The sequence below is a fragment of the Flavobacterium limnophilum genome (assembly GCF_027111315.2).
GTDB lineage: Bacteria > Bacteroidota > Bacteroidia > Flavobacteriales > Flavobacteriaceae > Flavobacterium > Flavobacterium limnophilum.
This window is the reverse complement of sequence record NZ_CP114289.2, coordinates 3,711,261-3,737,719: the sequence shown is the minus strand read 5'-3', so window position 1 is coordinate 3,737,719 and position 26,459 is coordinate 3,711,261. Positions and strand designations below refer to the sequence as shown.

General features: G+C 36.9%; 25 protein-coding genes. 10 read left to right on the top strand and 15 right to left on the bottom strand.

Annotated elements, in window-relative coordinates:
* Positions 1 to 21: 21 nt before the first annotated feature.
* The 3 genes from OZP13_RS15575 to OZP13_RS15565 all read right to left on the bottom strand — a co-directional run bounded on the left by OZP13_RS15575 (position 22) and on the right by OZP13_RS15565 (position 5,190).
* The gene (locus tag OZP13_RS15575) at positions 22 to 3,108 is read right to left on the bottom strand and encodes a glycoside hydrolase family 95 protein (RefSeq protein ID WP_281297769.1); all 3,087 of its coding nucleotides are present in this window, start codon (positions 3,106 to 3,108) and stop codon (positions 22 to 24) included.
* Positions 3,109 to 3,190: 82 nt separating this feature from the next.
* On the bottom strand, positions 3,191 to 3,535 hold the full coding sequence (locus OZP13_RS15570; RefSeq protein WP_281297768.1) for an L-rhamnose mutarotase: 345 nt from the start codon (positions 3,533 to 3,535) through the stop codon (positions 3,191 to 3,193).
* Between the two features lie 11 nt (positions 3,536 to 3,546).
* Positions 3,547 to 5,190, bottom strand: coding sequence for an alpha-L-fucosidase (locus OZP13_RS15565; RefSeq protein ID WP_281297767.1), 1,644 nt, complete (start codon positions 5,188 to 5,190; stop codon positions 3,547 to 3,549).
* A 243-nt stretch (positions 5,191 to 5,433) separates the two neighbouring features.
* Between OZP13_RS15565 and OZP13_RS15560 the strand changes: the two genes are divergently transcribed.
* A complete protein-coding gene (locus OZP13_RS15560) occupies positions 5,434 to 6,312 on the top strand; it encodes a helix-turn-helix domain-containing protein (protein ID WP_269241017.1) in 879 nt (292 codons plus the stop codon).
* Positions 6,313 to 6,333: 21 nt separating this feature from the next.
* Here OZP13_RS15560 and OZP13_RS15555 read toward each other — a convergent pair whose 3' ends face one another.
* Entirely contained in the window at positions 6,334 to 7,101 is a 768-nt protein-coding gene (locus OZP13_RS15555; RefSeq protein ID WP_281297766.1) for a hypothetical protein, read from the bottom strand.
* A gap of 232 nt (positions 7,102 to 7,333) precedes the next feature.
* On the opposite strand from OZP13_RS15555, the gene OZP13_RS15550 reads away from it, so the two are divergent.
* From OZP13_RS15550 to OZP13_RS15530, 5 genes are all read left to right on the top strand, one after another.
* A complete protein-coding gene (locus OZP13_RS15550) occupies positions 7,334 to 8,521 on the top strand; it encodes a phosphoglycerate kinase (RefSeq protein WP_281297765.1) in 1,188 nt (395 codons plus the stop codon).
* A gap of 109 nt (positions 8,522 to 8,630) precedes the next feature.
* Entirely contained in the window at positions 8,631 to 10,655 is a 2,025-nt protein-coding gene (locus tag OZP13_RS15545) for a LysM peptidoglycan-binding domain-containing protein (RefSeq protein ID WP_281297764.1), read from the top strand.
* A 244-nt stretch (positions 10,656 to 10,899) separates the two neighbouring features.
* Positions 10,900 to 11,565, top strand: coding sequence for a 3-keto-disaccharide hydrolase (locus OZP13_RS15540; protein WP_281297763.1), 666 nt, complete (start codon positions 10,900 to 10,902; stop codon positions 11,563 to 11,565).
* Between the two features lie 57 nt (positions 11,566 to 11,622).
* The gene (locus OZP13_RS15535) at positions 11,623 to 12,600 is read left to right on the top strand and encodes a DUF4837 family protein (protein WP_281297762.1); all 978 of its coding nucleotides are present in this window, start codon (positions 11,623 to 11,625) and stop codon (positions 12,598 to 12,600) included.
* On the top strand, positions 12,601 to 13,047 hold the full coding sequence (locus tag OZP13_RS15530; RefSeq protein WP_269241013.1) for a GNAT family N-acetyltransferase: 447 nt from the start codon (positions 12,601 to 12,603) through the stop codon (positions 13,045 to 13,047).
* On the opposite strand, the gene OZP13_RS15525 is transcribed toward OZP13_RS15530, so the two are convergent.
* The 5 genes from OZP13_RS15525 to OZP13_RS15505 all read right to left on the bottom strand — a co-directional run bounded on the left by OZP13_RS15525 (position 13,048) and on the right by OZP13_RS15505 (position 16,576).
* Positions 13,048 to 13,839, bottom strand: a complete 792-nt coding sequence (locus OZP13_RS15525) for an OmpA family protein (protein WP_281297761.1) — start codon at positions 13,837 to 13,839, stop codon at positions 13,048 to 13,050.
* Entirely contained in the window at positions 13,839 to 15,476 is a 1,638-nt protein-coding gene (locus OZP13_RS15520; protein WP_281297760.1) for a S41 family peptidase, read from the bottom strand. Before OZP13_RS15520 ends, OZP13_RS15525 begins: the two co-directional genes overlap by 1 nt.
* A gap of 78 nt (positions 15,477 to 15,554) precedes the next feature.
* Positions 15,555 to 15,947: a ribonuclease P protein component gene (rnpA, locus tag OZP13_RS15515; protein WP_281297759.1), complete on the bottom strand. Its 393-nt coding sequence runs from the start codon at positions 15,945 to 15,947 to the stop codon at positions 15,555 to 15,557.
* Positions 15,948 to 16,112: 165 nt separating this feature from the next.
* Complete coding sequence (locus OZP13_RS15510) at positions 16,113 to 16,385, bottom strand: type II toxin-antitoxin system YafQ family toxin (protein ID WP_269241009.1); 273 nt, start codon at positions 16,383 to 16,385, stop codon at positions 16,113 to 16,115.
* The gene (locus tag OZP13_RS15505) at positions 16,385 to 16,576 is read right to left on the bottom strand and encodes a hypothetical protein (RefSeq protein ID WP_281297758.1); all 192 of its coding nucleotides are present in this window, start codon (positions 16,574 to 16,576) and stop codon (positions 16,385 to 16,387) included. The genes OZP13_RS15510 and OZP13_RS15505 overlap by 1 nt, the downstream gene beginning before the upstream one ends.
* A 223-nt stretch (positions 16,577 to 16,799) precedes the next feature.
* On the opposite strand from OZP13_RS15505, the gene OZP13_RS15500 reads away from it, so the two are divergent.
* The 4 genes from OZP13_RS15500 (at position 16,800) to OZP13_RS15485 (ending at position 20,209) form a co-directional block, all read left to right on the top strand.
* Positions 16,800 to 17,534 carry a lysophospholipid acyltransferase family protein gene (locus OZP13_RS15500; RefSeq protein ID WP_281297757.1) on the top strand — a complete coding sequence of 245 codons (735 nt, stop codon included), beginning with the start codon at positions 16,800 to 16,802 and terminating at the stop codon, positions 17,532 to 17,534.
* Positions 17,535 to 17,675: 141 nt separating this feature from the next.
* Positions 17,676 to 18,410 carry a lysophospholipid acyltransferase family protein gene (locus OZP13_RS15495; protein ID WP_269241007.1) on the top strand — a complete coding sequence of 245 codons (735 nt, stop codon included), beginning with the start codon at positions 17,676 to 17,678 and terminating at the stop codon, positions 18,408 to 18,410.
* Between the two features lie 66 nt (positions 18,411 to 18,476).
* Positions 18,477 to 19,463, top strand: coding sequence for an acyl-ACP desaturase (locus OZP13_RS15490; RefSeq protein WP_269241006.1), 987 nt, complete (start codon positions 18,477 to 18,479; stop codon positions 19,461 to 19,463).
* A gap of 92 nt (positions 19,464 to 19,555) precedes the next feature.
* Positions 19,556 to 20,209 (top strand): HD domain-containing protein, encoded by a 654-nt coding sequence (locus OZP13_RS15485; RefSeq protein ID WP_281297756.1) that lies wholly within the window; start codon positions 19,556 to 19,558, stop codon positions 20,207 to 20,209.
* 95 nt (positions 20,210 to 20,304) lie between these two features.
* On the opposite strand, the gene OZP13_RS15480 is transcribed toward OZP13_RS15485, so the two are convergent.
* The 6 genes from OZP13_RS15480 to hemH form a co-directional block, all read right to left on the bottom strand.
* Positions 20,305 to 20,703, bottom strand: coding sequence for a hypothetical protein (locus tag OZP13_RS15480; RefSeq protein ID WP_269241005.1), 399 nt, complete (start codon positions 20,701 to 20,703; stop codon positions 20,305 to 20,307).
* Between the two features lie 87 nt (positions 20,704 to 20,790).
* Positions 20,791 to 22,467: a hypothetical protein gene (locus OZP13_RS15475; RefSeq protein WP_269241004.1), complete on the bottom strand. Its 1,677-nt coding sequence runs from the start codon at positions 22,465 to 22,467 to the stop codon at positions 20,791 to 20,793.
* A gap of 58 nt (positions 22,468 to 22,525) precedes the next feature.
* Complete coding sequence (locus OZP13_RS15470) at positions 22,526 to 23,308, bottom strand: enoyl-CoA hydratase/isomerase family protein (RefSeq protein WP_281297755.1); 783 nt, start codon at positions 23,306 to 23,308, stop codon at positions 22,526 to 22,528.
* Positions 23,309 to 23,320: 12 nt separating this feature from the next.
* Complete coding sequence (locus tag OZP13_RS15465) at positions 23,321 to 24,793, bottom strand: sensor histidine kinase (RefSeq protein WP_281297754.1); 1,473 nt, start codon at positions 24,791 to 24,793, stop codon at positions 23,321 to 23,323.
* Between the two features lie 4 nt (positions 24,794 to 24,797).
* The gene (locus OZP13_RS15460) at positions 24,798 to 25,352 is read right to left on the bottom strand and encodes a CopD family protein (protein ID WP_269241003.1); all 555 of its coding nucleotides are present in this window, start codon (positions 25,350 to 25,352) and stop codon (positions 24,798 to 24,800) included.
* 74 nt (positions 25,353 to 25,426) lie between these two features.
* Positions 25,427 to 26,440: a ferrochelatase gene (hemH, locus tag OZP13_RS15455; protein WP_281297753.1), complete on the bottom strand. Its 1,014-nt coding sequence runs from the start codon at positions 26,438 to 26,440 to the stop codon at positions 25,427 to 25,429.
* Positions 26,441 to 26,459 lie beyond the last annotated feature (19 nt).

Genomic DNA, 26,459 nt, shown 5'->3' with positions numbered 1-26,459 from the left:
TTTTTGTTGCGTATAACGAATTTAAAATTTCAAAACAAAGGTTTGTCCCGGATAACTATTAGGGAGTTTAAAACGCCCTTCAGACGCTTTCAAAACCATAGATTTGCCATCAATATCCAATTGTATTTTTTTGGCTTTAGCATAATGGATATACATCGTTTTTCCCGTCAAATTTATAATGTTGGCGGTTTCTAATGTTCCATTTTTCCAAGTCATTTCGATTTGAGTTCCATTTTTTGCAATAATTCCTTTGATGGTTCCTTCTGTCCAAAGCGATGGTAAAGCAGGCAAAAGATAAATATCTGAATTATTGCTTTGCAAAAGTAGTTCTTGAATACCAGCTGCTGCGCCAAAATTTCCATCTATTTGAAAAGGTGCGTGAAAATCAAATAAATTGGAATAGGTACGTTGTGCCAGTTGATATCGCAATAATTCTAAAGCTTTGTCGCCTTGCTGCACTTGAGTCCACATCAAAAACTTATTGGCAATAGACCAACCTGTGGCGTCATCACCACGTTTTTGCAACACCATTTGCGCTCCTTTTTGAAATTCCGGAGTTTGCGGGTTGATTAAATTTCCGGGATACAATCCCACTAAATGCGAAATATGACGGTGATGCGGATCTCCCAAATCTTTTCCGTTATTGTCTTTATTATACTTTGTTTCTTGTATCCATTCTTTAATTTGACCGTCGGTTCCAAGTTCAACAGGTTTTTCGATATTGTTTCTTAATTCGTTCCAAACTTGTTGTTTTTCAACATCAATATTCAAGATTTTTGCCGCTTCCAAAGTATAATCCAAAAGTCCTGCAATCAATTGCAAATCATATTTCACGCCTGTTTGATATGGGCCGTGTTCCGGCGACCTTCCTTTTCCTGTGGTATAAAAATAGCCCTTCGGGTATTGTTTCAAATCGTCCGTTTTTACCTTATTGCTGTTGAGATAAGCGGCATAAAAATTGGCCGATTTTCTTAATATTGGATACAATTGTTCAGCCAACCATTTTTTATCCTGACTGCGCTGAAAAAGATCCCAGACATTATACATTAAAAAGGCGGTATTTCCTGGCGACTGAATATTTGTCGAACCCGTTAAATCCGTTTGTCCGTTGATGGATTGTTTGGTATGCATCACGAAAACACCATCTACCGCTTCATTTTTGGAAGGTTCAAAAACAATATTTTTTTGTTTGTCTAAATGATAAGCCGAAGAATTTATATTGTACATATTGCGAGCCGTCAACGAACCCGCAGGTATTTGCGATTCAATCCAGTTTGCCAATGCTTTTCCACTGTCAACAAGATTGGCGCCTCCAGCAAACCAATAATTCATCTCTAAATTAATGTTGATGCAATAAGTCGATCCCCAAATCTCGGCAACGGATTGATTCCATTTTCCTTGCAAAGTCGACGGTAAGGTCTTTTCACGAGAAGAAGCAATCATCAAATAGCGTGCATATTGGTAAAACAAACTTTCCAAGTTTTTATCTAAAGCATCATATTCCGCTTTTGGATAAGAAATGCTTTCGCCCGCTTTTATTCCTTTAACCACTTTGGCGTAAGCCGCAACTCGCTCATTAGTAGGAATTGCTTTTGAAGTTTCTTTTTTACCCAAATCAAAACTCACGCGATTAAATATTGGCTGATAATCGGCGATGTGTTCTTTTTTTAATATTTCATAGGTCTTTCCATCGGTATTCGAAAGTCGGTTTTCCGCCTTTTGAATTGCAAATTGTAAGCCGTCTTTGTGCTTGAATTGAGATATTTCTAAATTTACTTTTCCATCAGCATTGATGCTAAAAGCATTCGGGTCATAGTCGGTTGCAGATGTAATAATTATGGTTACTCCCGTTGCATTTTTAACTTCAACATTGCCATAATGGTCTAAAGTTTCTCCATCATCGGCAATCACTTTTATTTTGGTACAATATTCTAAATCAGACGTTTGATTATAAGTCGCTTTTCCGCCACCGGTATATGGCTCGGAGTCTTTTAGTTTGCCAGTTATGGCAATAATTCCATTATTCACTTGAATGTTTCCGGGATGCGCCGATACCGGTTTTACGCTGAAATTTAATGCTTTTGCTTCATCGGCGGTATATCGCAAAACTATGACTTGGGCAGGATAACTAGCGAAATATTCCCTTTTATAATTCATCTTTTTGTATTGATAACGAACAGATGAAACGGCGGTATTCAAATCCAAATCTCTGTAATAATTCAGAATTTCTGGATTTTGCGGTAGATTAAAATCAACAAAAATTTTCCCGCTATTCATGAAGCCGTTTATGCCTTCGCCCATTTTTCGGTTGATATAATCCGAAGCCACTTTTTCCTGCACACCTCGATAACCTGCAGCCCAAAAAGTTTCTTCGTTAAATTGGATATGATCTTTTCCGGGCATCCCAAAAAGCATTGCGCCCAAATAACCGTTGCCAATGGGCAAAGCTTGTTCTTCCCAATCTTTTCCGTCACGGTCATAAATAGTTGCATTTGGGTCATAAGCTCCGGTTTTATACCACAATACATTATCTTGTTTCCCAATTTGATACGAATCATCATAAAGATAATTTACATTAAGATTTTTGGTATTCACAACGGCAGGATCAATGCCGGCGGGAACTTTTTCCGGGTTCATAACTCCTGGGCCATTTCCATATTTTGGATGCGTAATCCAGTTGGAATAGTTTGGAATTCCTTTGTAACTTCCATTTTTGAAATCAGCCGTGAAAAGGCTTTTTCCTGATTTTGATAGAATTGTAACACGTAAAAATTCGGCTTGAGCCAAATCTATTTGTTTTTCAAAAGGAATAAATTGATAACCTTCGGGAAGTTTACTGAAATCTATATCTGTTTTGAATTGATTAATCTGTTTTCCCTTGTTGCCAAAAGCTTCAAGAATAAGTGCAGTTTCCGACCAATTGTCGGATTTTAGATTTTTAAATTGGATTCCCAGGATTCCTTTGGCTTCTTGCAAGTTGGTCAATCCGCCTTCTAAAATTACTCCAAGAACGGCACATTTGTTTTCTTTTGATGCTTGGGCGAAAGTGATGTTTGTGACAAGAAGGATAAAGGCTAAGCTTAGAAAACGATTCAAAAAGGATTTCATTTAAAGTGATTTTGATTAATTTAAAACCATTGTTATCAAGAATTATGCTACTTTTTTAATTTATTCAATAAAACTCAAAAACTCATTCCAATTTATATATCCGTTCCATTTCCAACCATTTTTCACCATTTTTGGCTCCTGGAGGCGCTTGTTGAAATTGCCACATTAATTTTTCCCATTCCTGAACTTTTGGGTTGGCGGCATCCATCATTTGTTTGCGTTCTGGTGTAAAAGTTTCATCGACTTCCATAATCATAAACAATCGGTTGGAAAGTAAATAAATTTCCATATCAATAATTCCAGAATCTTTGATGCTTTTAGTGATTTCGGGCCAAGCGTTTTCTTTAGAATGATAGCTTTTGTACTGTTCTATTAACTCTGGATTATCAACTAAATCGCAGGCATAACATAGCTTTTTGAATACCATACTTTTTTATTTTAAATAATCTCTAAAACATTAGCATAGGAAGCTTCTGGCTTTTGATTTGGAAAATACACTTCAAGACCTTGTTCAGTCTGTTTGAACTTCAGTTTCTCGCCTGTACTTACTAATCTGATTTGTTTTATTTTGTCAGTATGATGAGGAGATTCACTGCCTAAACTCTTGATAATTGCAGTACCATTTTCTGGCCAAGCCATTACAGTGGCATAAAGCGTTTTGTCTTTTTGAGCAAAACGGATGTCTTCGGCTGTATAGGGTTTTCCTTTTCCTTCGTTAAATCCTTGGGCGGTTAAAGCTCCGGCACTTCCTTGTTGTGGGCCTTCGCCAAATACTTTCCAAGGTCGGGTGCCATAAATACTTTTGCTGTTTAGTTTCATCCAAACGCCTATTTCCTTCACAATTTCGCGTTCCAATTCGTCGATGCTTCCGTCTCCTCTAACTGGAATATTGAGCATCAAATTTCCGTTTTTGCTCACCACATCAATTAAAGTATGAATCACTGTTTTGGCCGATTTGTAGCGTTTATTGTTATATACGCCACGGTCATAATGCCAATTTCCTATGCAAGTATCTGTTTGCCAAGGCAAAGGTTCAATGTTGTTGCTTTGTCCTTTTTCGATATCCCAAACGATGGCTTTGCGTTGCTGTTCATTGAGTATTTTGCCTGTAATTACTGCCTGAACGGTTTTGTTTTTTTGGAGGCTTTTATTGTACATGTGTGCCGCTATTCGCAAACCTGCATCGCTAACAGGCCATAATGGCAATGCTGTATCGTCAAAATAAATCATGTCGGGATTGTATTTATCGATCAAATCAATTGTTCTGTCATGAAATTTTTCAGAATAGGCTGAGGAAGGTATTGAAGCACCATCTGCCCAATCCCATTGACTGTGAACAGATGACTTATTTGAAGATTTCACACTTAATGGGTGATTTTGTGCGTACAAATCTTGGGGATCCATACCTTCCCACCAAGTTCCTTTTCCGTCAGTTTTAGTCCGTTTTCCATCATAAGGCACTCCCGCAAAAGCGCCGTTTTTATCAGCGCCTTGAGAAGTATCAAACCAATTCCAAGCGTGGGCAGCGTGAACACTTACCGCAAAAGGCAATCCCGCTTTACGGGCCGCTTTTTCCCATCCGGCTATAATGTCTTTTTTGGGGCCTACTTTGGTCGAATTCCAGTTAGGCTGGTATTTGCTGTCATACAAATCCAGATTATCATGATGATTGGCCATGGCCATAAAATATTTGGCACCCGAATCTTTGTATAAATTCACCAATTCTTCTGGATTCCAATTCTCGGCTTTCCAAACATTGATGACGTCTTTAAAGCCAAATTTTGAAGGATGACCGTATTTTTCTAAATGAAATTTATATTGGCGTGAATCTTCCTGATACATTCCTCTGCCATACCAATCTCCGGCTTCGGGTTCGCATTGAGGTCCCCAATGTGCCCACATTCCAAATTTGGCATCTCGAAACCAATCTGGTACTTGATATTTACTTAAAGAATCCCAAGTAGGCTCAAACGTTCCTTTGAAAGCGGGAGTTTCTAGAATACGGGACTGACCCAATAAAGGAGATAAGTAAAGTCCGGCCAGCGCTGATACGCCTAATTTTAAAGCATTTCTTCTGTTCATCTTTTCATGATTTGGAATGTAATTTATATATTTCCGACTTTGTTGGTTTATTTCCTGTTTTAATTTAATGGTAAAACAGGCTTACAAACTTTTATTATGGCACATATTTTATATATAAATTTGATTATTAATTTTTTTAATCCATTATTTTTGAATTAACAAAACAAATGTAGCCGAGATTCAGTAATTTTATTTTACACAAAAACGATTTTTTATTATTTAAAAACGATTTTCACAATTATTATGTCCAAAAGTATTTTTAAATATTCGTTCTCCTTATTGCACGTAGATTATGTGAAACTGAATCATAATTGGAATTTTAATAATGTGATCAGTCCGTATTATCGACTGTATTATATTGATGAGGGTATTGGATCTATTTCGGATAGTTCCAATAGATTAATTTTAGAACCGGGTTATTTGTATCTTATCCCTAGTTTTACGATTTGTAATTTGAATTGCGATGCTTTTTTGAGCCAGTATTTTATCCAGTTTTTTGAAGAATCTCCCGACGGAATCTCTTTGTTTACCAATAATAGGGCGGTGATGAAAATAGCGGCTACGGAAATTGACTTAATACTTGTCAAAAGATTGCTACAAGGGAATCCGGGTAGAGGAATTAATCGATCAGACAATCCGAAAGTATATGAAAAAGAATCTTATTACAAAGAATATCAGTCGCTTAATGATGAAATTAAAACACACCTCAAGTTTGAAAATCAAGGAATCCTGTTTCAGCTGATTTCGAGATTTCTGGGTTCAAATGGTTTCAAGTCAAATGATTCCCAATCGGTACCTTCGAAAATTCTTGATACGATGAGTTATGTGCAACTTCATTTGGACAAAAACCTTACCGTAGCCCAATTAGCGAAAAGAGTCAACCAGAATCAAGATTATTTTTCGAAACAATTTCTGATCCATACTGGGCAAAGACCACTGAATTATATTCACGAAAAAAAGATAGAAAGGGCACAATACCTCATTGCCACCACCGATAAAACATTCCTGGACATCACCGTAGACACGGGATTTTCCAGTTTGCCCCACTTTTCAAAAATATTCAAGCAAATTGTGAGCCTGACTCCAGGAGAATACCGCCATCAAAACAGCCATTTGAAATAAGGAATGGATACTTATGCTTTTTTATTTTTGATTCAGTTTTTGCATAATTTCAATTTCGGCGTCGATTTTAATTAAACCTCGACGGGAACGATCCAAATCCAATGTGATAAAAATCACGACACAGATAAGAAGGCAAAAACCCAAAATGAAATTCCGTTCTATTTTTTTCTCCAGTCCTGATTTGTAGCCAATATATAATGAAATGATGACCGAAAAAATCAACAACAAATAGACAATGGTTTCAGGCACCTTCGAATTAAAAACAATGTTTGACTTTGATGCGCTGTCAAACATGTCGTTCAAGGCGGGCAACATCATGTTCGATTGGATGAAATAATCTTTGTCTTTGGCAAAAAAACTGGCGCGATTCCACAACTTATCACTCATCTGGGCCGATTTTTTCAAGGAAGCATTGATTTTGGCTTCATCGTTTTCCAAAGTATAAAAGTCTCTTCTGGAATCCAGGTACGATTTAAAATCTTTTTTAAACTCCATTTTTAAACTATCGGGATAAATATCTGCCCTCAAAATGGCGGTTCCAATACAGTTGGCTTCGTCAATCAAATTGTTTTTTCGGTCATCGTAGCGAGAATTGGACATCCCGAAAGTAAAGGCCATCAACAAAGCCAATAATCCCAACAAAGGCGACAAAAGTTCGGTAGCCATTGAATTGACTTTCGTGTTTTTGCCAGCTATTTTGTAGCCAATCCAAACGGCGGCGAGCATCGAAAAAAACAAAATAATGACAATATGCAAGGCGTCTAAATCAAATAATAGAGAATGTATCATGGGTTATGGTTTTTGTTGGTTTCTTGCTGATTTGTTTTTTTGAATGAGCTCCAAAAAAAATTAGGAAAATAAAGGTACAATTTTTTAAATTAAATTTAAAAAACCGATTATTTCATTGCATTATAACGTTTTCGTTAGCGGATTGCCATGATTTTAGAACTATTCTTATTTTTAAGTTCCTGAAAAGTTCTATATTTGTTATTCTTTCAAAAAATTAAAAAAATAATACACAATGAAAACTATAAACGATTTCAATTTCAAAGACAAAAAAGCCATAATCAGAGTTGATTTTAATGTGCCTTTAGATGAAAATTTCAATGTAACGGATGCTACTCGTATCGAAGCCGCAAAACCTACGATCGACAAAATTCTTGCCGATGGCGGAAGCGTGATTTTAATGTCACATTTAGGACGACCAAAAGGAAAAGAAGAAAAATATTCATTGGGACACATTGTAAAAAAAGCTTCGGAAATTTTGGGTCAAACCGTTTATTTTGCGCCTGACTGCATCGGAAGTGAAGCCGAGAAAGCAGTAAGCAATTTGCAGCCTGGACAAATTTTGTTGTTGGAAAATCTACGTTTTTATGCTGAAGAAGAAGCAGGAGATGTTGCTTTCGCAAAAGAATTGGCTTCTCATGGCGATATTTATGTAAACGACGCTTTTGGAACAGCCCACAGAGCCCATGCTTCAACAACCATAATTGCACAATTTTTCCCAAAAGACAAATGTTTCGGATTGTTGTTGGCAAGAGAAATCGAAAGCTTGAACAAGGTTTTGAAAGATTCAGTAAAACCAGTAACGGCAGTTCTTGGAGGTTCAAAAGTATCTTCAAAAATCACGGTTATCGAAAATATTTTGGATAAAGTGGATCACATGATTATTGGTGGCGGAATGACTTTTACTTTCGTGAAAGCTTTGGGCGGAAAAGTAGGAGATTCTATTTGCGAAGACGACAAACAAGAATTGGCATTGGAAATTTTGAGATTGGCCAAAGAAAAAGGCGTTCAAATCCACATTCCAGTTGATGTTGTTGCTGCCGATGCTTTTTCGAATGATGCCAATACCAAAATTGTCGATGTTCGTGAAATTCCTGATGGATGGCAAGGTTTGGATGCAGGACCAAAATCATTGGAAAACTTCAAAAAAGTAATTCTGGAGTCAAAAACCATCCTTTGGAATGGACCATTGGGAGTTTTTGAAATGGAGAGTTTCGCTAACGGAACCATCGAATTGGGTAACTTTATTGCAGAATCAACAGTAAACGGTGCGTTTTCACTTGTTGGTGGAGGTGACTCGGTTGCGGCAGTAAAACAATTTGGTTTCGAGGACAAAGTAAGTTATGTTTCAACTGGTGGTGGAGCGATGCTTGAAATGCTTGAAGGTAGGATTTTACCCGGAATTGCAGCTATTTTGGACTAAAAATTGCATTTTTAACAATTTTTACTGAAATTTTTAGTTATAACGTATTAAGTTTGTAAATAACGATTTCTTTTTAATCGTTTGAGTATAGTACGTTGATTAAAAAAGTATGAATATAAAAAACACCTCAATATCGTTTTTTCTATTATTGTCAATGTCTTTGTTTTCGCAGAAGTATGGCGAAAACAAAGGGATTGTCAAAAAAGAAACCAATAATTTCTATTTAGATTCCATCAAAAAAACTTTCATAAAAGACGACTTGGCTTCATGTGTTGACAGTCTCTGGATGAAGGAATTGACCAATTTGGATTTATACAATGATATTTCCAATGACATCAAAAACATCAATATCAACGAAAAGGTTGATTATGAGTTGTCAACGGAATTGCTAAAATCAAGATTGGCGGAAATGGATGCCAAATCCCCATTCAACATCGAATACAATCCAGGTCTGGAAAACATCATCAAGTCATTTCTCAAGAACAGAAAAAAATCTTTTGAACGCCTAATGGCCATTTCAGAATATTATTTCCCCCTTTTCGAAGAAGCTTTGGCCAAACAAAATGTGCCGCTGGAGATAAAATATTTGGCAGTCGTGGAATCGGCCTTGAACCCAAAAGCAGTTTCCAGAATGGGCGCAACGGGACTTTGGCAGTTTATGTACCAAACCGGAAAACAATACAACCTCAAGATTGATTCTTATGTAGATGATCGTAGCGATCCACTGAAAGCCAGCGAAGCCGCAGCCCAATACATGAGCAATATGTATGCTATTTTTGGCGATTGGGACTTGGTTTTGGCCTCTTATAATTCAGGTCCGGGGAATGTTGCCAAAGCGATTCGTCGATCAGGTGGACAGCAAAACTTTTGGAACATTAAAAAACACTTGCCCCAAGAAACCCAAGGTTATGTACCAGCGTTTCTTGCCACAATGTACATCTACGAATACCACAAAGAACACGGAATAAAACCTAGCAGAGCAGCAATACCACATTTTGCAACGGATACCATATTGATTAAAAGAGAAATGTCGTTCAAACAAATTTCTGATTTATTGGACGTTCCCGTAGCACAATTACAATTATTGAATCCGTCTTACAAAATGAATGTTGTTCCGTTTTATCAAGACCAACCCCATTATTTAAGATTGCCAACAGGGAAAATCTCCATTTTTGCTTCAAACGAGGACAAAATTTATGCCTACGTAAAGCGTGAACTGGATTTTCGTGAAAGACCATTTCAGGTTACTAAAGCCATTGCAGCAACAGATACTTTGAATTCCCAACAGCGAGTAACTCTTGCCAAAACAAAATATTATACCGTAAAACGCGGTGATAATTTGGGCGAAATAGCCGATAAATATAACGTTACCGTTGCCGACATCAAAAAATGGAATAGACTGAAAAGCAGCACGGTGTCTCGCGGCAAAAGCTTGAAAATCATTACCAACGAAAGTGTGGTTCAAACAGTTAAAAAAGAACCAAAAGCAGACAATCAACAAATTGCGGCTTCAGATGCTAAAATAAACAAAGAAGACAAAGCCAAGAAAGGTATAAAATCCGACACATTATCTACAGCTGTTGCTACTTATTACGTTGTTCAAAAAGGAGATAATTTGAGCAACATCGCCAAGAAATACAACGTTTCGGTCGAAGAAATAAAAGAATGGAACAAGCTTTCCAATGCTTCAATCCAATTAGGAACTTCATTGCAGGTTGCTAAAATTGAGGAGAATGCCAAAGAAGAATTGGCCGTGGCTCCGAAGATGGAAAACGTGGAATACATTGTTAAAAAAGGAGACAATCTGGGAAGTATAGCCAAAAAATACGGTAGCTCTGTTGACGATTTGAAACAATGGAATAATTTATCCGACAACAACATAGCTTTAGGGAAAAGTTTGATTGTTGCCAAAAGTGAAATGGCTGTTGAAAGCAAAGCCGTTGCCGAATCATACAAGAAAAATTTGGCTTCGTCTTCAAAAAGCAAGAACTATGATTATTTGGTCCAAAAAGGAGATTCTTTATACAGCATTTCAAAAAAATACCCAGGAGTTACAATAGCTGATATAAAAAAATGGAACAATATCAGTGGGGAAGAGCTTAAACCTGGAATGAAATTAAAAATAAACGGATAGTTAAAGGAATTTTAGATTTCAAAATTTATATAGGTGTTTGTGTAAAAGACAGAAACATTTAGACATTAAGCGAATTAAGAAAATTAAGATTTGTAGTGTTCTTAACTTTCTTAATTCGCTTAATGGTTTAAAGTACCCCATCATTTTCGCTAGAATCTAATTGTTTAGATATAGATAGTTGTATTAATTTTTGCTGTAAATTTGCTTAAATCTTAAATCCTTCGTTTTATATAAAATGACACCAATGTTCAAAAAAATCACTGTTGCTTTTGCTTTCCTTTTCCTTTTCCTTTTAAATTCTTGTGCCGTTCAACAAAAAAGCCTGTCAATGAATGATTGGTACGCTTTTACCAAAACCAGTTCCGAAAAATTAGACCCTTCAAAAATATATGAATTCGCCGATGGAATGATTCGAATGCACGGCGAAAACATTGGTTATCTGATGACCAAAAAAAGCCATAAAAATTTCGAATTAAGTTTGGAATTTCGATGGAACATTGAAGAAAAATTCAATCGAGGCAATGGCAAGAAAAATAGCGGCGTGATGTACAACATACCGGTAGATTCGCCCGACAACATCTGGCCAAAAGGAATCCAATTTCAAATAAAAGAAAATACCACCGGCGATTTCATCTTTCTGGACAAAGTAACTGCAAAAGTGAACGGAAAATTAATTGAAGCCGGGGCAAGTGTCACTTCTCCAAAATTCAGTGCCAACGAGAACCCTTATGGCGAATGGAACACCATTGTCATCAAATCATTCAACGGGAAAATTACCCAATATTTGAACGGAAAATTGGTCAACGAATGTGTGGAAGCTTCTTCGGTCGAAGGCAAAATATCCTTAAATTATGAAGGTTCGCCAATTGATTTTAGAAACATTCAGCTGAAAAACATTTCGAAAGAGTAGAACTAATATTCTTCCAAAGGCTTTTTTCTCTTTCTTTGATAATTAATTACAGAATCAATGAACAAAAACCTTTTTTTATTACTGCCCATTTTCTCGCTTTTGTTTTTTTCTTGCAAAAAACAAGAGGAAGATATGCCAAGAAAAGCCACAGGCAAAATCAACACTATTTCGGTCATAATCGACGACCAGCTTTGGAATGGAGAGGTGGGCGACCGCATTCGAAACAAGTTTGCATCGCCCGTTATCGGACTGCCGCAAGAAGAGCCCCTTTTCACGATAAACCAATATCCAGCCAAATTAATGGAAGGATTCATGACGGACAGCAGGACGATTATCGTGGTTAAAAAAGAGAATAAAAACGAATTTGTAATAAAGAAAAATCAATATGCTTCGCCTCAAAACGTGTTTCATGTTTCGGGAAAAACAAATACCGCCATTCTGGAAATCATTGAAAAAAACGCGCCAAAAATAATTCAAATCATAAAGGAAACCGAAATTGCCGAGAACCAAAGAATCAACGCCCAGTCCTTGCTGAATCCGATAATTATCAAGAACAAATTCCAGATTTCTTTACAAGTTCCTTCCGGCTATTTGTATGCACATCAAAACAGTAAATTTCTTTGGTTGAAAAAAGAAATTACCAGCGGCAATACCAGTATTTTGATTTATCAGGTTCCAATAAGTTCCATCAAAAAAGCTCCCAACCAGATTGCAAACATCATTAAAATGCGGGATTCCATAGGCAATTTATACATTCGAGGAACAGAACTGGACACCCACATGATTACCGAAGACGGTTATGCTCCCTATCTTTTTAAAACCAAACTCAACGACAAAGAAACCTACGAAACCAGGGGAACATGGGAACTTAAAAACGATTTCATGTCCGGTCCTTTTGTCAATTACGCCATTGTGGACAAAGAGCATAATAGAATACTGGTTTTGGAAGGGTTTTGTTATTCGCCCTCAAAAGAAGAACGCGATTTGATGCACGAATTGGAATCAATCATAAAATCAATTGTTATTTTGAAATAAATGGAAATACAGTGGACAATTAAATCTTTCGAGTACCTTTCTGTTGGTGAACTTTATGATATGCTGAGGTTAAGAAGCGAGATATTCGTACTGGAACAAAATTGCGTTTATCTTGATCTTGACGGAAAAGACAAACTGGCGCTGCATCTTTTTGGCGAATTCGAAGACAAAATAGTGGCGTATTCACGTCTTTTCAAGCCAGGAATATCTTTTGAGAATGCCTCAATTGGCAGAGTGGTTGTAGATGCCAATTATCGAGACAGAAAATGGGGTCACGACTTGATGCGGGAAGCCATTGCCGGAATCAAGAATCATTTTGGCGAAAGCAAAATCACCATTGGAGCGCAATTATATTTGAAAAAGTTCTACGAAAGTCACGGATTTGTCCAAACCAGCGAAATGTATTTGGAAGACGATATTCCGCATATCGAGATGAAAAGGGAGTAATTATATTTTAGTAACCAAAAATTCCACCCTTCTGTCAAGCGCATCCCCTTTTCCCAACGGAAACTGGTTTCCATACCCTCTATAAGACATTCGATACGGACTTATCCCTTTGGATCGAAGATAGGCAAACACGTTTTTGGCTCTATTTAACGAAAGATTCCTGTCTTGGGTCTTTTCGTCAATAGCATCCGAATTTTTTCTTGAGGTGCAACATACGTGGCCTTTAATTTCAAATCGAAGCGACTTGTGCTTTTCCAATGCAACAATGGTTCTGTCCAATTCTTTTTTGGCTGCAATAGAAAGAATGCTGGAACCCATTTCAAAGGTAATCTTTTGCAAAACGATGAGGTCGCCCACTTTTGGGTTGGCAGGAATGAAAGCATAAACCGATTTTTTGAGAAAAACCAGATCAACACGCCTGTTTTTATAGCGTGTTTTTTCCAAATTTTTCACCTTGTCTTTGTCCAGATTCACTCGTCCTTTGCCTTCGAAAATAAAAATCTTGTTTTGTGAAATGCCGTTGGAAAGCAAGATTTCCTGAACGGTGGCCACTCTTTTTTTAGATAATTTATCATTATAATCCTCGCTTCCCCTGTCGTCACAATAGCCATAAATTTGAATGGCTTCAAATTGGGAAAAATTAGGAGAGTTGATTATGCTTATAATTGTATTTATTTCATTTTTGTCCAAATCGAATTTGTCAAATTCAAAATACACGGATTTAAAAGTATTTTCTTGAGCTGAAAGAAAACCAAAAGTTAAAAAAAGTGCTATTTGAAATCCTCTTTTCATCACATTTTCAAAATGCTTTTATATTCGGCAACGTTGTTCAGGACGCTCACCGCTTTCTTGATTTCGGAGTTGTTTTTGAGGTAATATTGATACAAACCTTCCTGGTATTGATAGCGTTTGATGATTTCGTCCGTGATTAAATTCTTGATTTCCTTTTGGTTTTTATCCAATAATTTTTCTTCACTTTTTTGGAGCGCAGCCAGTAATTGCTGGTATTCTGCACTAATGCTTTCGTCCACTTTTTCTTTTTTGGCCACGGCCAAAGTATTTTTCAGGGCTAGTTCCGTTTCAGTGTCAAAAGCGAATTTCTGGGTTTTCAGGAACTGTTTGAAATCTAGGAAATCGGCATCAGAAAAGTTTGGAATTTGGTTGCCTAAATTGGGGTTTTTGTAATAATAAGCCGTTGCATAATTAAAAATTCCGTCGTTTTTCACCAAGGCTTCGGTTATTGGACTCATCTTGGTTTCTTCCAGTTCGATGTCGGGCTGGATGCCGCCGCCATCATAAACCGTTCTGCCTTTGCGGGTTTTGAAGGCGTTGTAATTCTTGGCTTCGGTTTTTGTGGCGATTCCGTTTTTGTCTTTATTCGAATAATTCAAAGCTTGGATGCATCTTCCGGAAGGCGTGTAATAACGGGAAATGGTCACTTTCAACTGCGTTCCATAAGTCAAGTCCACGGGTCTTTGCACCAATCCTTTTCCAAAACTTCGGCTGCCAATAACCACGGCTCGATCCAAGTCCTGCAAAGCTCCCGAAACAATTTCCGAAGCCGAAGCACTTTTTCCGTTGACCAAAATAGCCAATGGAATCTCGGTGTCCACAGGTTCTTTGGAGGTTTTATAGGTGTTGTTGTGTTTCTCTATCTTTGATTTTGTGGTAACGATTATTTCGTTTTTCGGGACAAATAAATTACAAATATTCACGGCTTCGTTCAAAAGTCCACCGGGATTTTCTCTTAAATCAAGGATAATTCTCTCGGCACCCTCTTTTTTTAATTGTTCCAATGCTTGCTTGGTTTCGAGTGAAGCTTTTTGGTTGAAACGCGCCAAAACAATGTAGCCGGTTTTCTCGTCTATTTTTCCATAGAACGGCACCGATTTGATTTCCACTTCGTCAAGGACGATTTGGGTGGTGTTTGTCTTGCCTTGGCGAATGTATTTGACATCGATTTTGGTGTTTTTGGCACCCCTGAAAAGTTGCGAGGCATCGTCCTTGAAATCAGACAAAAGCACGTCGCCTATTTGAATCACCTCGTCACCGGCTTTCAACCCAGCCTTGTCGGCAGGAAAGTTTTTGTACGGCTCCTTGATTATTAATTTATCATTTTTTCGGGTAATCATTGCGCCAATTCCGGTGTATTCGCCCGTGTTGTTGATTTTGAATTTGACAACATCCTGCTCGTTGAAATAAACGGTGTACGGATCGAGACTGGTCAACATTCCCTTGATGGCTTTGTCTATTAAATCGCCAGGATTGGTTTCGTCCACATAATTCTTGTTCAATTCCTTGAAAAGGGTCGTGAATATTTCTACTTGCTTGGCAATTTCAAAAAAATCGTCTTTGAAACTAACGCCTACAAACAAAAATGCCGAAGCTAGAACGGGAAGAATGAATTTTTTTTTGAAAGGGGAAGTCATATTAAGATTGGCTTAGTTTTAGACCACTAAAATAAGAATTAATCGCCAATAAAAAATTTGTACGCAAAGGAAACGCAGTTATTCTTCTTTTTTCATCTGGTGGACAAACTTTTCAAACAATTGAATGGTCTTGGTGTTGATTTCTTCGTAAGTCAATCGATCCTTGGTTTGGTAAAAAAACATCATGGCATAAGGCTTGTCCAGATGATCCACCAGCAAATGTTTGTTCAATCGATAGGTTTCGCGAAGCACGCGCTTGAAATAATTGCGATCCACGGCGTGTTTGAAGTATTTCTTGGAAACCGAAACGCCCATTTTCAACTTTTGGTCTGAACCTTCGGCAATGCCGTAATCGCTTTCCACAAAAACCAGTCTCAAAGGATATTTGGACACGGATTTGCCTTTGGAAAAAAGCAAATCTATCGTGATTTTACTTTTAAGCTTTTCGGATTTGGGGTAAGTGAAGTTCATTTTTATTTTAAAAGATAGCAAAGATTTTAGGGGGCAAAGGTACGATTAAAACGGTAACAGCTTGGAATGTGAAATATACTGATGGGGAATTTTTACTTATTTTGTATATCAGATAGTTGGCGGAATATGTGCCAATCTTCTACTTTAATTTTTTCGAGAGATGGTCTAAAATAAGTCGCTATGCGTTCCCGTGTTGATAAATAAAAGGGTAAGTTCATTGTCGTTTTGTAGCCAAACTAAAAGCCAATCGCCTTTTATGTGACATTCCCAGCAATCCTCATAATTCCCGGATAATTTATGTGGTTTGTATTTTTGGGGTAGTGTTCCTGTTTTTTCCAAAATAGAAACTACATTTTCTAGTTTAGAAAGATCGTAACCTCTTTTTTTACAAAGTTTTACTTCTTTGTCAAATTGTCTAGTTGTTTTTACAACGTACATTAATCTTTAAGGTTTTTGAAATAGTCTGCTGCACTTTTATGAGTAGTAACATGCCCTTTTTTCACATCTTCCAAAGATAAATCTATTGCTGTTTTATTGATGGTTTTAAAAACGCCCAACGAAAGTATATAAGCAACTGTTTTTTTTGCGATAACGTTACGAGCGTCATAAGATAATGTTATTGTTGCCATAGTAGTAATTTTTAATAGTACAAAGATATAAAATATTTTAAAATCTGGTAGATTGAGAATTCAGTAAATCCTTCCTTTGCCTATCGATATTATTTTTTATAATTTTGAATTGTTTGAGAATTATAATTTAAGTAGAGGTACAATTAAACCCCAAACAGCATAATTATTCTTGATTAAAATCGAACGCCAAAAATCATTACTTTTGCGTATAATTTTAAAAAGAATGAAGAAAATTTTATTATACCCCATAACGCTACTCTATTATTTTTCTTATTTGGTGGTTTTGTGTACTATTCACGTCGTCCAGTGGGTAGTTTATAAAATTTTTGGAGACAAAGGACTCGAAATATGCTTTGATTACATCGCTTATTTTACAATGAAATGCACCCATATTTTGGGCACGAGATACACTTTTGAAAACCGGGAATCAATCCCCAAAAACGTCCCCATAATTTTTGTGGCCAATCATCAAAGTTTGTTGGATACGGCTGGAATTATTTGGTATTTGAGGAAGTTTCACGTGGCTTTCGTGACCAAAAAAGAATTGGGCCAAGGTATTCCGGCGATTTCCTATAATTTGCGTCAAAGCAAATACGTGCTTATTGATAGAAGCAATCCAAAACAAGCCATCCCCAAAATAAAATCCCTGGCAGAACACATCGAAAAAGAAAAACGTTCGGCGGTTATTTTCCCGGAAGGAACCCGAAGCAAAACAGGAGTGCCTTTGGAATTTGCCCAAAGTGGTCTGAAAATTTTGTGTAAATATGCACCTTCGGCCCATATTGTTCCCATAACCATCAACAATTCCTGGAAAGTGTATCAATATGGATATTTTCCTTTAAGTTTTGGACATCATATTCAGTTTTCGGTTCATAAATCATTTAAAGTCAGTGACTTTACTTTTGACGAAATAATGGAAAAGACAGAGAAAACCATTGTTCAAGGAATAAAAATCTAATTTCTGGAACATAAAAAGACTTAGTTTTTTTACAGAAGATGTTTCCAAAATTAAAAAGTGTCGTGTTAATAATTTCTTAGGCTTTTTGGGAACAGTACCAAACAAAAATATATTTCCTATTTTTGCCAAAAAAATCACATAATGCAAAAAATTATATCCTATCCCATATCCTTTATTGCTATTCTGTTATTCCTTTTGACATTAATTATTTTTCATCCCGTTCAATGGGTTTGTTTCAACATTTTTGGGTATCAAGCCCACAAAAAAACGGTCGATTACATGAATTTGATCTTGTTGAGAATAGGACTCGTCTTGTTTAACACTTTTAAAATTGAGGGAAGAGAAAAAATTCCAACGGGAGTTCCCATCATTTTTGTGGCCAATCACCAAGGAATGTATGATATTATTGGAATGATATGGTTTTTGCGAAAATTTCATCCAAAATTTGTCAGCAAAATCGAATTGGGAAAAGGAGTTCCAAGTGTTTCCTACAATTTGAGACACGGAGGATCAGTATTGATTGACAGGAAGGACCCAAAACAAGCAATCCCATTGATAAAAGGAATGTCGCAATACATAGAAAAACACAAACGCTCGGCCGTTATTTTTCCGGAAGGAACCAGAACCAAAACGGGAAAACCAAAAGAATTTGCACAAAGCGGATTGAAAATATTGTGCAAATATGCACCATCAGCCTACGTTGTTCCCATAACCATCAATAACTCCTGGAAGTTCTTCCGATATGGGTTTTTTCCTTATGGGTTGGGAAATCACATTACTTTTACCATCCACGAAGCGATGTCCGTAAAGGATTACGCCTTTGAAGATTTGATGTCAAAAACAGAAAATGCTATCGTTCAAGGGATAAAACTTTAAAAATGTGCTAACTTTGCATATTCTTGGGAGAAATCCCAAGCTAAAAATAATAAACCAAAAACACCTATGTCAATTAAAAACATACGATTAGAAGTTATGCAGCTTCTAGAAAAAAACGTCAGCGCTTATGTTGACCAATATTTAATTCCAGTGGAAAAAATTTGGCAACCGTCTGATTTTTTGCCCAATTCAGAAAGCGATAATTTTCTGGAAGAAGTTAAGGAATTGAGAGAAATCTCCAAAGATTTGCCTTATGACTTTTGGGTTGCCATGGTAGGCGACATGATTACGGAAGAAGCTTTGCCAACCTATGAAAACTGGTTGATGGAAGTGGAAGGCGTTGATAATCTGGAAAGAAACGGTTGGGCTAAATGGGTTCGCCAATGGACCGGAGAGGAAAATCGTCACGGTGATTTGCTGAACAAATACCTTTATTTGTCGGGTCGCGTGAACATGAAAGAAATCGAAATGACCACGCAACATTTGATAAACGATGGTTTCGACATTGGAACCGGAAGAGATCCGTACAAAAACTTTGTGTACACCAGTTTTCAAGAATTGGCGACTTATGTTTCCCACAACCGGGTTTCACAATTGGCCAAAAGTTATGGCGACAGTAAATTAGCCAAAATGTGCAAGATGGTTGCCGGCGACGAAATGCGTCATCACCTTGCTTACAGTGAATTCGTGAACCAAATTTTCAAAATTGATCCAAGCGAAATGATGTTGGCGTTTCAATACATGATGAAAGCCAAAATCGTGATGCCTGCTCATTTCTTGAGAGAATCAGGGCAAAAAATAAGTTCTGCTTTTGAACATTTTTCGGATTCCGCACAACGAATCGGGGTTTATACTGCCAACGATTACGTGGATATCATGCAAAAACTAATCGATAAATGGGAAATTGACAAAATAGGAAGCTTGACCGACGAAGCCGAGAAAGCACGTGATTATTTGATGAAATTGCCGGCTAGAATGGCCAGAATTTCGGAAAGATTGGTCATTCCACAAGAGTCGTTCCAATTCAAATGGGTAGAACCGGCGAGATTGTAGATTTTGTCCTCGAAATTTTTTAAAATATTGAATTGCTGATTTTTGAATTTAAAACTTTGAAAATCAGCTTTTTTTATAAACACACTTGAAATATGGGTTATTCAGCGATAGTCAACAAAACCATTCTTTTTGCAAAGGAAAAATTAGAAAACGCCGAAGGAGGACACGACTGGTTTCACATTGAACGAGTGTATAAAAACGCTTTGCTAATTGCCGATGGCGAAGTTTGCGATGTTGACATCGTGAAATTGGGTGCCTTGCTTCATGATATTGCCGACAGTAAATTTCATGATGGAGACGAAACAGTTGGCCCAAAAATTGCCCGTGAATTTCTGGAATCCCATAACGTGGACCAAGCAACAATCCAGCACGTCATCAATATTATAGAAAACATCTCTTTTAAGGGCGGAAACACCGAAAAGGAATTCTTGTCTATCGAATTGGATATCGTTCAAGATGCAGACCGATTGGACGCCATTGGCGCCATTGGCATTGCCAGAACGTTCAATTATGGTGGTTTCAAAAACCGACCTTTATATAATCCGAATATTGCTCCAAAACTTCATATGAGCAAAGAGGAATATAAAAACAGCCAAGCGCCAACCCTCAATCATTTCTATGAAAAATTATTGTTGTTGAAAGACAAAATGAATACCCAAACCGGAAAACAAATTGCCCAAGAAAGACATCGCTATATGGAAGGTTTTCTTTCACAGTTTTATGCGGAATGGGACGGGGAGAAGTAGTTGGCAGTGTTCAGTATTCAGTCGCAGTTTGCAGCTTAATGACAGACTGGTTTTATTTATTCCAACAACTGATCACTGACCACTGCAAACTTACTTTAAATTCCCTTTTCTTTCATCTCTAAAATCACGTCCGAAGCATTTTTGAAAGTCGGTGCTTGTTCAATGATAGTTCCCACACGTTTTTTGTTGAGTTTAAAGGTAATGTCGTTTTCTGTGGTGAATAATAATGCCGTCAAAAACGGATTGTTCATATACGGAGCCAAAACAAAAAAAGCTTCTTCCAGAGAATGAAAACTCTCAATTTCTTCAGTTTTGTAACGCGCCGTAACCGAAAGGCTAAATACATCATTTTCTAATAAAACTGGGCGAACGTAAATGTTTTTCAATTCGGTGTCGCCAATGGTTTTGGCCAAGGTTAATTTGGCGTAGGTTTTATTTTCGATGCTTTCTTTTACTTTTTCCCAAAATTGGGCAAATACAGGCTGGAAGGACATAAGTTGTTTTTTTGGAATGAGGTTGCAAAAATATAATGATTTGATATTACAATCCTAAATAATTATAATAATTTGATATTTACCAATTTACAAACTAACTTTTAACAACTGTTTTTTTGTTCCTTTTCTTCCCAAAAAGAAAATAGAATTTCCAGATTTAATGCCGTTTGCAACCATAAAGGGAACCTCGTTTTCTTCGTCATCAAGAATTTTTTCATAATCAAAATCACCATTTTGATTAATTCGGATGAGATTTAGATTGTACTTGTTTTTTTTCGTATCTCTAAATTCAATTCGATTATCATCTAAATTTTTGATTTTTTCACCGGCATTTATGAAATAATAAGCATTAGTATTTACTAGCGTTGATGTGTAAGAAACAAAAGAATCTACCTCGTCTCCAGTTTGGCGCTTGTTGATATTTCTAGACCAAAGTAGCTTGCCTTCTTCATCAATTTTTATGCTTACCACGTCATCATAATTATAATAGATGCGCCCGCCAGAATAGCCGCCATAAGGGTTATAACTTCCTGCTGTTTGTGTGATATAGGATTCTTCGGCATTGAAAATTAATTCATTCTTTTCGGTAGTTAACAGGTTTTTGAAAGTCAGGTATTTTAATTCTTTATTTTTGATTTTGCCATATTTGTCAAGAATAAATTGTTCCGAAAAAGCACTAAATTTAGATTTTTTCAGTTCAAGAGTCAATGGATTCAATTCAAAATAACTAATTCCTTTGTATCGTTTATCGTATTCATCAGAATAAAAACCAATGCAAATTAGTTTTTCGTCCTTGATAATTGTCTTTAATGATCCTATAAAATGTTCTTTTGTGTCAAAAATTTGGAATTCCACTTTGTCTTGAGTGAATTTTGTTATTTCGAATTGGTATTTCCCTCCCTTTTCTTTGTCGCTCATTTTTTTTGGATACGATTTGCATAAAAGATAAATGGAGTTTCCGTCTTTTGATAATTCAATGTTTTGTAACAAATATTTTCTATCGTTAGTGTCTTTGGTGAAATCACGGTCTATTTTTTTATTTATCTGATTGTCAAACAAGTAAATTTTAAGTCGATCTGAATTGTCCTTTTTATTGAAGTTTAATACAATGGAAAAGGTGCCTTTTTCTTTGTTTACAACCAAAGCTATTTTTGAATTACCACCCGAAGAAGAATTTTTTTCTGATTTTCCATTTAATGAAAAATCAAATGAAAATAGACTCTCTTCAGGAGAACCAAATGAACCATTTATTAGGGATTTCATATTTGAATTTTGATAATTGGTTTCGCTTAATGAAAGACCTCCGTATTCTTTTATTTCATCACGTGTAAATCGAAATAATTCTTTTTTCTCCAAAATAAAGTCGCCGGCACTGATAGAATTTGCCATACAGATATACGATTTTTCATTAATATCGTAAAACATTTCAATAATTCTAATCTTATTTTCTATTCTAAAAACGCCTAATACAATTGGAGTCTTCTGGGAAATAGGATGTTTCATTTGAAAATCATATTCTTTAAGAAGTTTTAGATTACTGTCATAATGTTCAAAATAATAGCCAGCATTTGGAGAAATTCCGCTGCTTTTGTAGGAACGAACAATCAAAACACCACCGTTTCCATCTTCTTCCGACAATACAATTTGTGATTCTTTGAATTCATCCTTAAAAACGTCGCTTTTTTGAGTTTTGAAAGGAATATTTTGTGCAAAACTTGATATAGATAGTAATGTAATTAACGACAAATAAATAATTTTCTTCATAAATATTAATAGAGTGATTTTTACACTGTCAACGGCGACTGAACACTGCCAACTTTCTTTATTTTCCCTTAAATTCCGCTTTTCTTTTCTCCAAAAAAGCAGTCGTTCCTTCCTTGAAATCTTCGGTGGCAAAACAATCGCCAAAATTTTTGATTTCGACATCAAATCCATTTATGCCAGAAATAAAATTGGCATTTACGGCTTCGATGGCTTTGCCAATGGCCACTGGAGAATTTTTCATGATTCTTGTGGCAATGGTCATATAGGCTGAGTACAAATCGTCTTGTGGCACAACGTGATTGACCAATCCGTACATTTTCGCCGTTTCGGCATCAATCATTCCGGCGGTCATGATCATTTCCATCGCGCGACCTTTGCCAATAATCTGTGGCAAACGTTGTGTTCCTCCATAACCTGGAATAACGCCCAGCGAAGTTTCCGGCAAACCCATTTTGGCATTCTCCGAAGCGATTCTAAAATGACAAGCCATAGCCAATTCCAGTCCGCCACCAAGGGCAAAACCATTGATGGCGGCTATCACGGGAGTTTTCATGTTTTCGATAAAGTCGAATAAAATTTGTTGTCCTTTTGCGGCCAATTGTGCACCTTCTTCCGCCGAAAAATGGGCAAATTCGGCAATATCGGCACCAGCCACAAAAGCTTTTTCTCCGCTTCCGGTTATTATTATTACGTGTACATCAGGATTTTCATTAACCAATTTCAAGGTTTCGTGCAGTTCTTGAATGGTGGCTTTATTTAAGGCATTCAGTTTTTCGGGACGATTGACATAAATGGTGGCAATCCCTTTTTCGTGTTCCAAAATAATGTTTTCCAGTGCCATGATGTTTGTTTTTTATTTGTTTATAATGGGCAAAGAAACCTTGAAAGTTGTCCCTTTTCCTTTTTGGGATTCGAATGTAATGGTTCCGTTATAATTTTCGATTATGTTTTTGATGATGCTCAAACCCAATCCCATTCCGCTGGTTTTGGTAGTAAATTTGGGCTCAAAAATTCGATTGAAATTATCGGTTCCAATCCCAATTCCGTTGTCGGCTACCGTGATAACAACATTGCCTGCCACTTTTTTGATGTTGACGCATACCGCCTTGTTTTCTTGGCTTTCGGGAATGGCTTGAATGGCGTTTTTAACCAAATTGGTAATGATTCGAATGAGTTGTGTTCGGTCAATTTTCGAAATAATTTCGCCTTCTTCCGCTTTAAAATGAATGTATTCTTCATTGAAAATATCCATGGTCAATTCGACCACGTCCACCACATTCAGGGTTTCATTTTGTTGTGCCGGCATCGAAGCAAAGTTGGAAAATGCCGAAGCCACGGAACTCATCGTGTCGATTTGCTGTATCAAGGTTTCAGAATAGTCGTTAATTTTTTGTTTCAAATTCGGGTCGTTTGGGTCGAATTTTCGCTGAAAACTTTGCACCGTCAAACGCATTGGCGTCAACGGATTTTTGATTTCGTGCGCCACTTGTTTGGCCATTTCTTGCCAAGCTTCTTCTCGTTCGCTTTGTGCTAGTTTCAAGGCGCTTTCTTCGAGTTCATCAACCATTCCGTTATAAGCTTTTATCAAAAGGTTGATTTCCTTGCTGTTGGCTTCGAGAACGATTTTTTCGTTTTTTTGGTTCAAACTCGTTTCGCTCAATTTGTCGGATATGGTTTTCAACGATTTTGTGATGTAGGACGAAAGGAAATAGGCAACTGCAAAAGCGACCAAGAGCATAAATGAATACACTTGTGCCAATCGAATCAGGAAATTTTGCAGTTCGGTTTGGTAATAACTGTCGTCTTCCACATAAGGCAAATTCAGGATTCCCAAGGGTTTGAATTTGTCGTCTTTTATTAAACTGTAAGAAGAACGGTTCTTTTTGCCGTCGATGTTTTTGATGTCAACGTAGCGTTTTTCAACTGAAGATTGAACCAGTTTCAGAATGTATTTTGGAATTGGCGGAGCGACCGGATCGATGGAAAATCTTGATTTTGAAGATTTCAAAAGTCTCCCGTCCAGACTGTAAATGTTGATTTCAAGATTGTGGATATCCGACAATTCGTGAATTTTATCCTTGAAAATTAGTGCCAAATTTCCAGGAGTAAGCGGATAAGTGGTGTTCGAAAGTACATAATTGATGTTCTCTTTTATGGCGTCCTCTTTGTGTTCCAAGCGTTCTTGATGGTATTGCTTGGCTTCATTCTTGAATTGAAAGATAGAAATCGATGCCAGCAATATCGAAGCGACAATAATCAATACTATCATCGAAAGGAAAATCCTGATTCGCAACGAAAGCATCGATATCTTGAAGTCTTTGAACATGTTTTTAGGAATTGTTTTTTTCTCGAATTCGTTTGTAAAACTTAAAGCCCAACATAATTAAAATCGAAAACAACATAATTCCGACAACTCCATAAATCCAGTTTACGGCATTTTTCAGAATGACCAAAAAAACTACGGCAAACAAGATGATGGTGGCACCTTCGTTCCACAAGCGCATATAATTTGTGGTGTATTTTACTTCGTCGTTTTGCAATTCCTTGTATATTTTGTGGCATTTATAATGGTATAAATACAACACAAAAACAAAGCCAAGTTTCACGTGCATCCAAGGCATTTGCAACCAGGCTTTCCCGATATCGGTAAAAAACAACATCCAAAACGCAAAAATACTAGCCAAAATCGCTGACGGCCAAGTGATAATATACCACAAACGATAGGTCATTATTTTGTATTGTTGCTGCAAAATTTCTTTTTCGGGCGAAGGTTTGTCGTTGGCTTCTATTTGGTACACAAACAAACGAACAATATAAAAAAGTCCGGCAAACCAAGTGATGACAAAGATGAGGTGCAGGGATTTTAGGTAGTTGTAGTAGTCCATATTTTTTGTTTAAAGTTTAGAGTTTAAGGTTTAAGCTTATTAGACAACTTTAAACCTTAAACTTTTAAACATTTTTATTTAGCCCAATCATTTATCCAATTCGCAACTGTTTTGCACCATTCTTCATCATCGTTCAAACACGGAACTGCCATGAAATTCTCGCCACCATGTTCCTTGAATTGGTGGTTGGCTTCCATTGCGATTTCTTCCAAGGTTTCCAAACAATCTGCCACAAAGGCAGGTGTCACGACAGCCAAATTCTTGATGCCTTTCTCGGGCATTTTGTTCACTTCGACATCCGTGTAAGGAGTAAGCCATTTGTCTCCAGCCAAGCGTGATTGAAAAGTTTGGCTGTATTTTCCTTCTGGAATTCCTAAAAGTTTTACCACTTGTTTTGTTGTTTCGTAACATTGGTGACGGTAACAAAATTCGTGTGCCGGCGAAGGCGTGTTGCAGCAAGAACCATCAATTTTGCAATGAGATTTGGTGATGTCGGTCTTGCGAATGTGTCGCTCCGGGATTCCGTGATAGGAGAACAATACATGGTCGTATTCAAAACCTTCCAAATGGGATTTAATGGAATCGGCAAGGTTTTTCAAGTAGTCGGGCTTGTTGTAAAAAGCGGGAACAATGGTAAATTTCATTTCCGTAAAATGTTTTTTACGCAACTCTTCCGCCAATTCTAAAATGGTCGTAGTCGAAGCCATTGCGTGTTGTGGGTACAACGGAAAAAGCAACACTTCGGTTACGCCTTTGTCGTGCAATTCTTGCAATCCAGACAAAAGAGATGGATTTCCATAACGCATTGCCAATGAAACAGGAAGATCAACCAATTTTTTAACTTTTTCGTGCATTCTTTTGGAAATCACGACAAGTGGAGAGCCTTCATCCCACCAGATTTTGGCGTAAGCTGCCGCTGATTTTTTGGGTCTTGTTTGAAGAATAATTCCACGAACTAGCAATGCTCGCAACAAAAACGGAACATCAATCACGTATTTGTCCATCAAAAATTCGTCTAAATACGGTTTTACATCTTTTGCAGTTGGACTTTCCGGCGAACCAAGGTTGACTAATAATACACCTTTCATATTTTATTGTTGTTTTGAT

Excerpts from the sequence above, each read along its gene's own strand:
- OZP13_RS15575 (WP_281297769.1), bottom strand. The coding sequence starts at position 3,108 with ATGAAATCCTTTTTGAATCGTTTTCTAAGCTTAGCCTTTATCCTTCTT.
- OZP13_RS15570 (WP_281297768.1), bottom strand. The coding sequence starts at position 3,535 with ATGGTATTCAAAAAGCTATGTTATGCCTGCGATTTAGTTGATAATCCA.
- OZP13_RS15565 (WP_281297767.1), bottom strand. The coding sequence starts at position 5,190 with ATGAACAGAAGAAATGCTTTAAAATTAGGCGTATCAGCGCTGGCCGGA.
- OZP13_RS15560 (WP_269241017.1), top strand. The coding sequence starts at position 5,434 with ATGTCCAAAAGTATTTTTAAATATTCGTTCTCCTTATTGCACGTAGAT.
- OZP13_RS15555 (WP_281297766.1), bottom strand. The coding sequence starts at position 7,101 with ATGATACATTCTCTATTATTTGATTTAGACGCCTTGCATATTGTCATT.
- OZP13_RS15550 (WP_281297765.1), top strand. The coding sequence starts at position 7,334 with ATGAAAACTATAAACGATTTCAATTTCAAAGACAAAAAAGCCATAATC.
- OZP13_RS15545 (WP_281297764.1), top strand. The coding sequence starts at position 8,631 with ATGAATATAAAAAACACCTCAATATCGTTTTTTCTATTATTGTCAATG.
- OZP13_RS15540 (WP_281297763.1), top strand. The coding sequence starts at position 10,900 with ATGTTCAAAAAAATCACTGTTGCTTTTGCTTTCCTTTTCCTTTTCCTT.
- OZP13_RS15535 (WP_281297762.1), top strand. The coding sequence starts at position 11,623 with ATGAACAAAAACCTTTTTTTATTACTGCCCATTTTCTCGCTTTTGTTT.
- OZP13_RS15530 (WP_269241013.1), top strand. The coding sequence starts at position 12,601 with ATGGAAATACAGTGGACAATTAAATCTTTCGAGTACCTTTCTGTTGGT.
- OZP13_RS15525 (WP_281297761.1), bottom strand. The coding sequence starts at position 13,839 with ATGAAAAGAGGATTTCAAATAGCACTTTTTTTAACTTTTGGTTTTCTT.
- OZP13_RS15520 (WP_281297760.1), bottom strand. The coding sequence starts at position 15,476 with ATGACTTCCCCTTTCAAAAAAAAATTCATTCTTCCCGTTCTAGCTTCG.
- rnpA (WP_281297759.1), bottom strand. The coding sequence starts at position 15,947 with ATGAACTTCACTTACCCCAAATCCGAAAAGCTTAAAAGTAAAATCACG.
- OZP13_RS15510 (WP_269241009.1), bottom strand. The coding sequence starts at position 16,385 with ATGTACGTTGTAAAAACAACTAGACAATTTGACAAAGAAGTAAAACTT.
- OZP13_RS15505 (WP_281297758.1), bottom strand. The coding sequence starts at position 16,576 with ATGGCAACAATAACATTATCTTATGACGCTCGTAACGTTATCGCAAAA.
- OZP13_RS15500 (WP_281297757.1), top strand. The coding sequence starts at position 16,800 with ATGAAGAAAATTTTATTATACCCCATAACGCTACTCTATTATTTTTCT.
- OZP13_RS15495 (WP_269241007.1), top strand. The coding sequence starts at position 17,676 with ATGCAAAAAATTATATCCTATCCCATATCCTTTATTGCTATTCTGTTA.
- OZP13_RS15490 (WP_269241006.1), top strand. The coding sequence starts at position 18,477 with ATGTCAATTAAAAACATACGATTAGAAGTTATGCAGCTTCTAGAAAAA.
- OZP13_RS15485 (WP_281297756.1), top strand. The coding sequence starts at position 19,556 with ATGGGTTATTCAGCGATAGTCAACAAAACCATTCTTTTTGCAAAGGAA.
- OZP13_RS15480 (WP_269241005.1), bottom strand. The coding sequence starts at position 20,703 with ATGTCCTTCCAGCCTGTATTTGCCCAATTTTGGGAAAAAGTAAAAGAA.
- OZP13_RS15475 (WP_269241004.1), bottom strand. The coding sequence starts at position 22,467 with ATGAAGAAAATTATTTATTTGTCGTTAATTACATTACTATCTATATCA.
- OZP13_RS15470 (WP_281297755.1), bottom strand. The coding sequence starts at position 23,308 with ATGGCACTGGAAAACATTATTTTGGAACACGAAAAAGGGATTGCCACC.
- OZP13_RS15465 (WP_281297754.1), bottom strand. The coding sequence starts at position 24,793 with ATGTTCAAAGACTTCAAGATATCGATGCTTTCGTTGCGAATCAGGATT.
- OZP13_RS15460 (WP_269241003.1), bottom strand. The coding sequence starts at position 25,352 with ATGGACTACTACAACTACCTAAAATCCCTGCACCTCATCTTTGTCATC.
- hemH (WP_281297753.1), bottom strand. The coding sequence starts at position 26,440 with ATGAAAGGTGTATTATTAGTCAACCTTGGTTCGCCGGAAAGTCCAACT.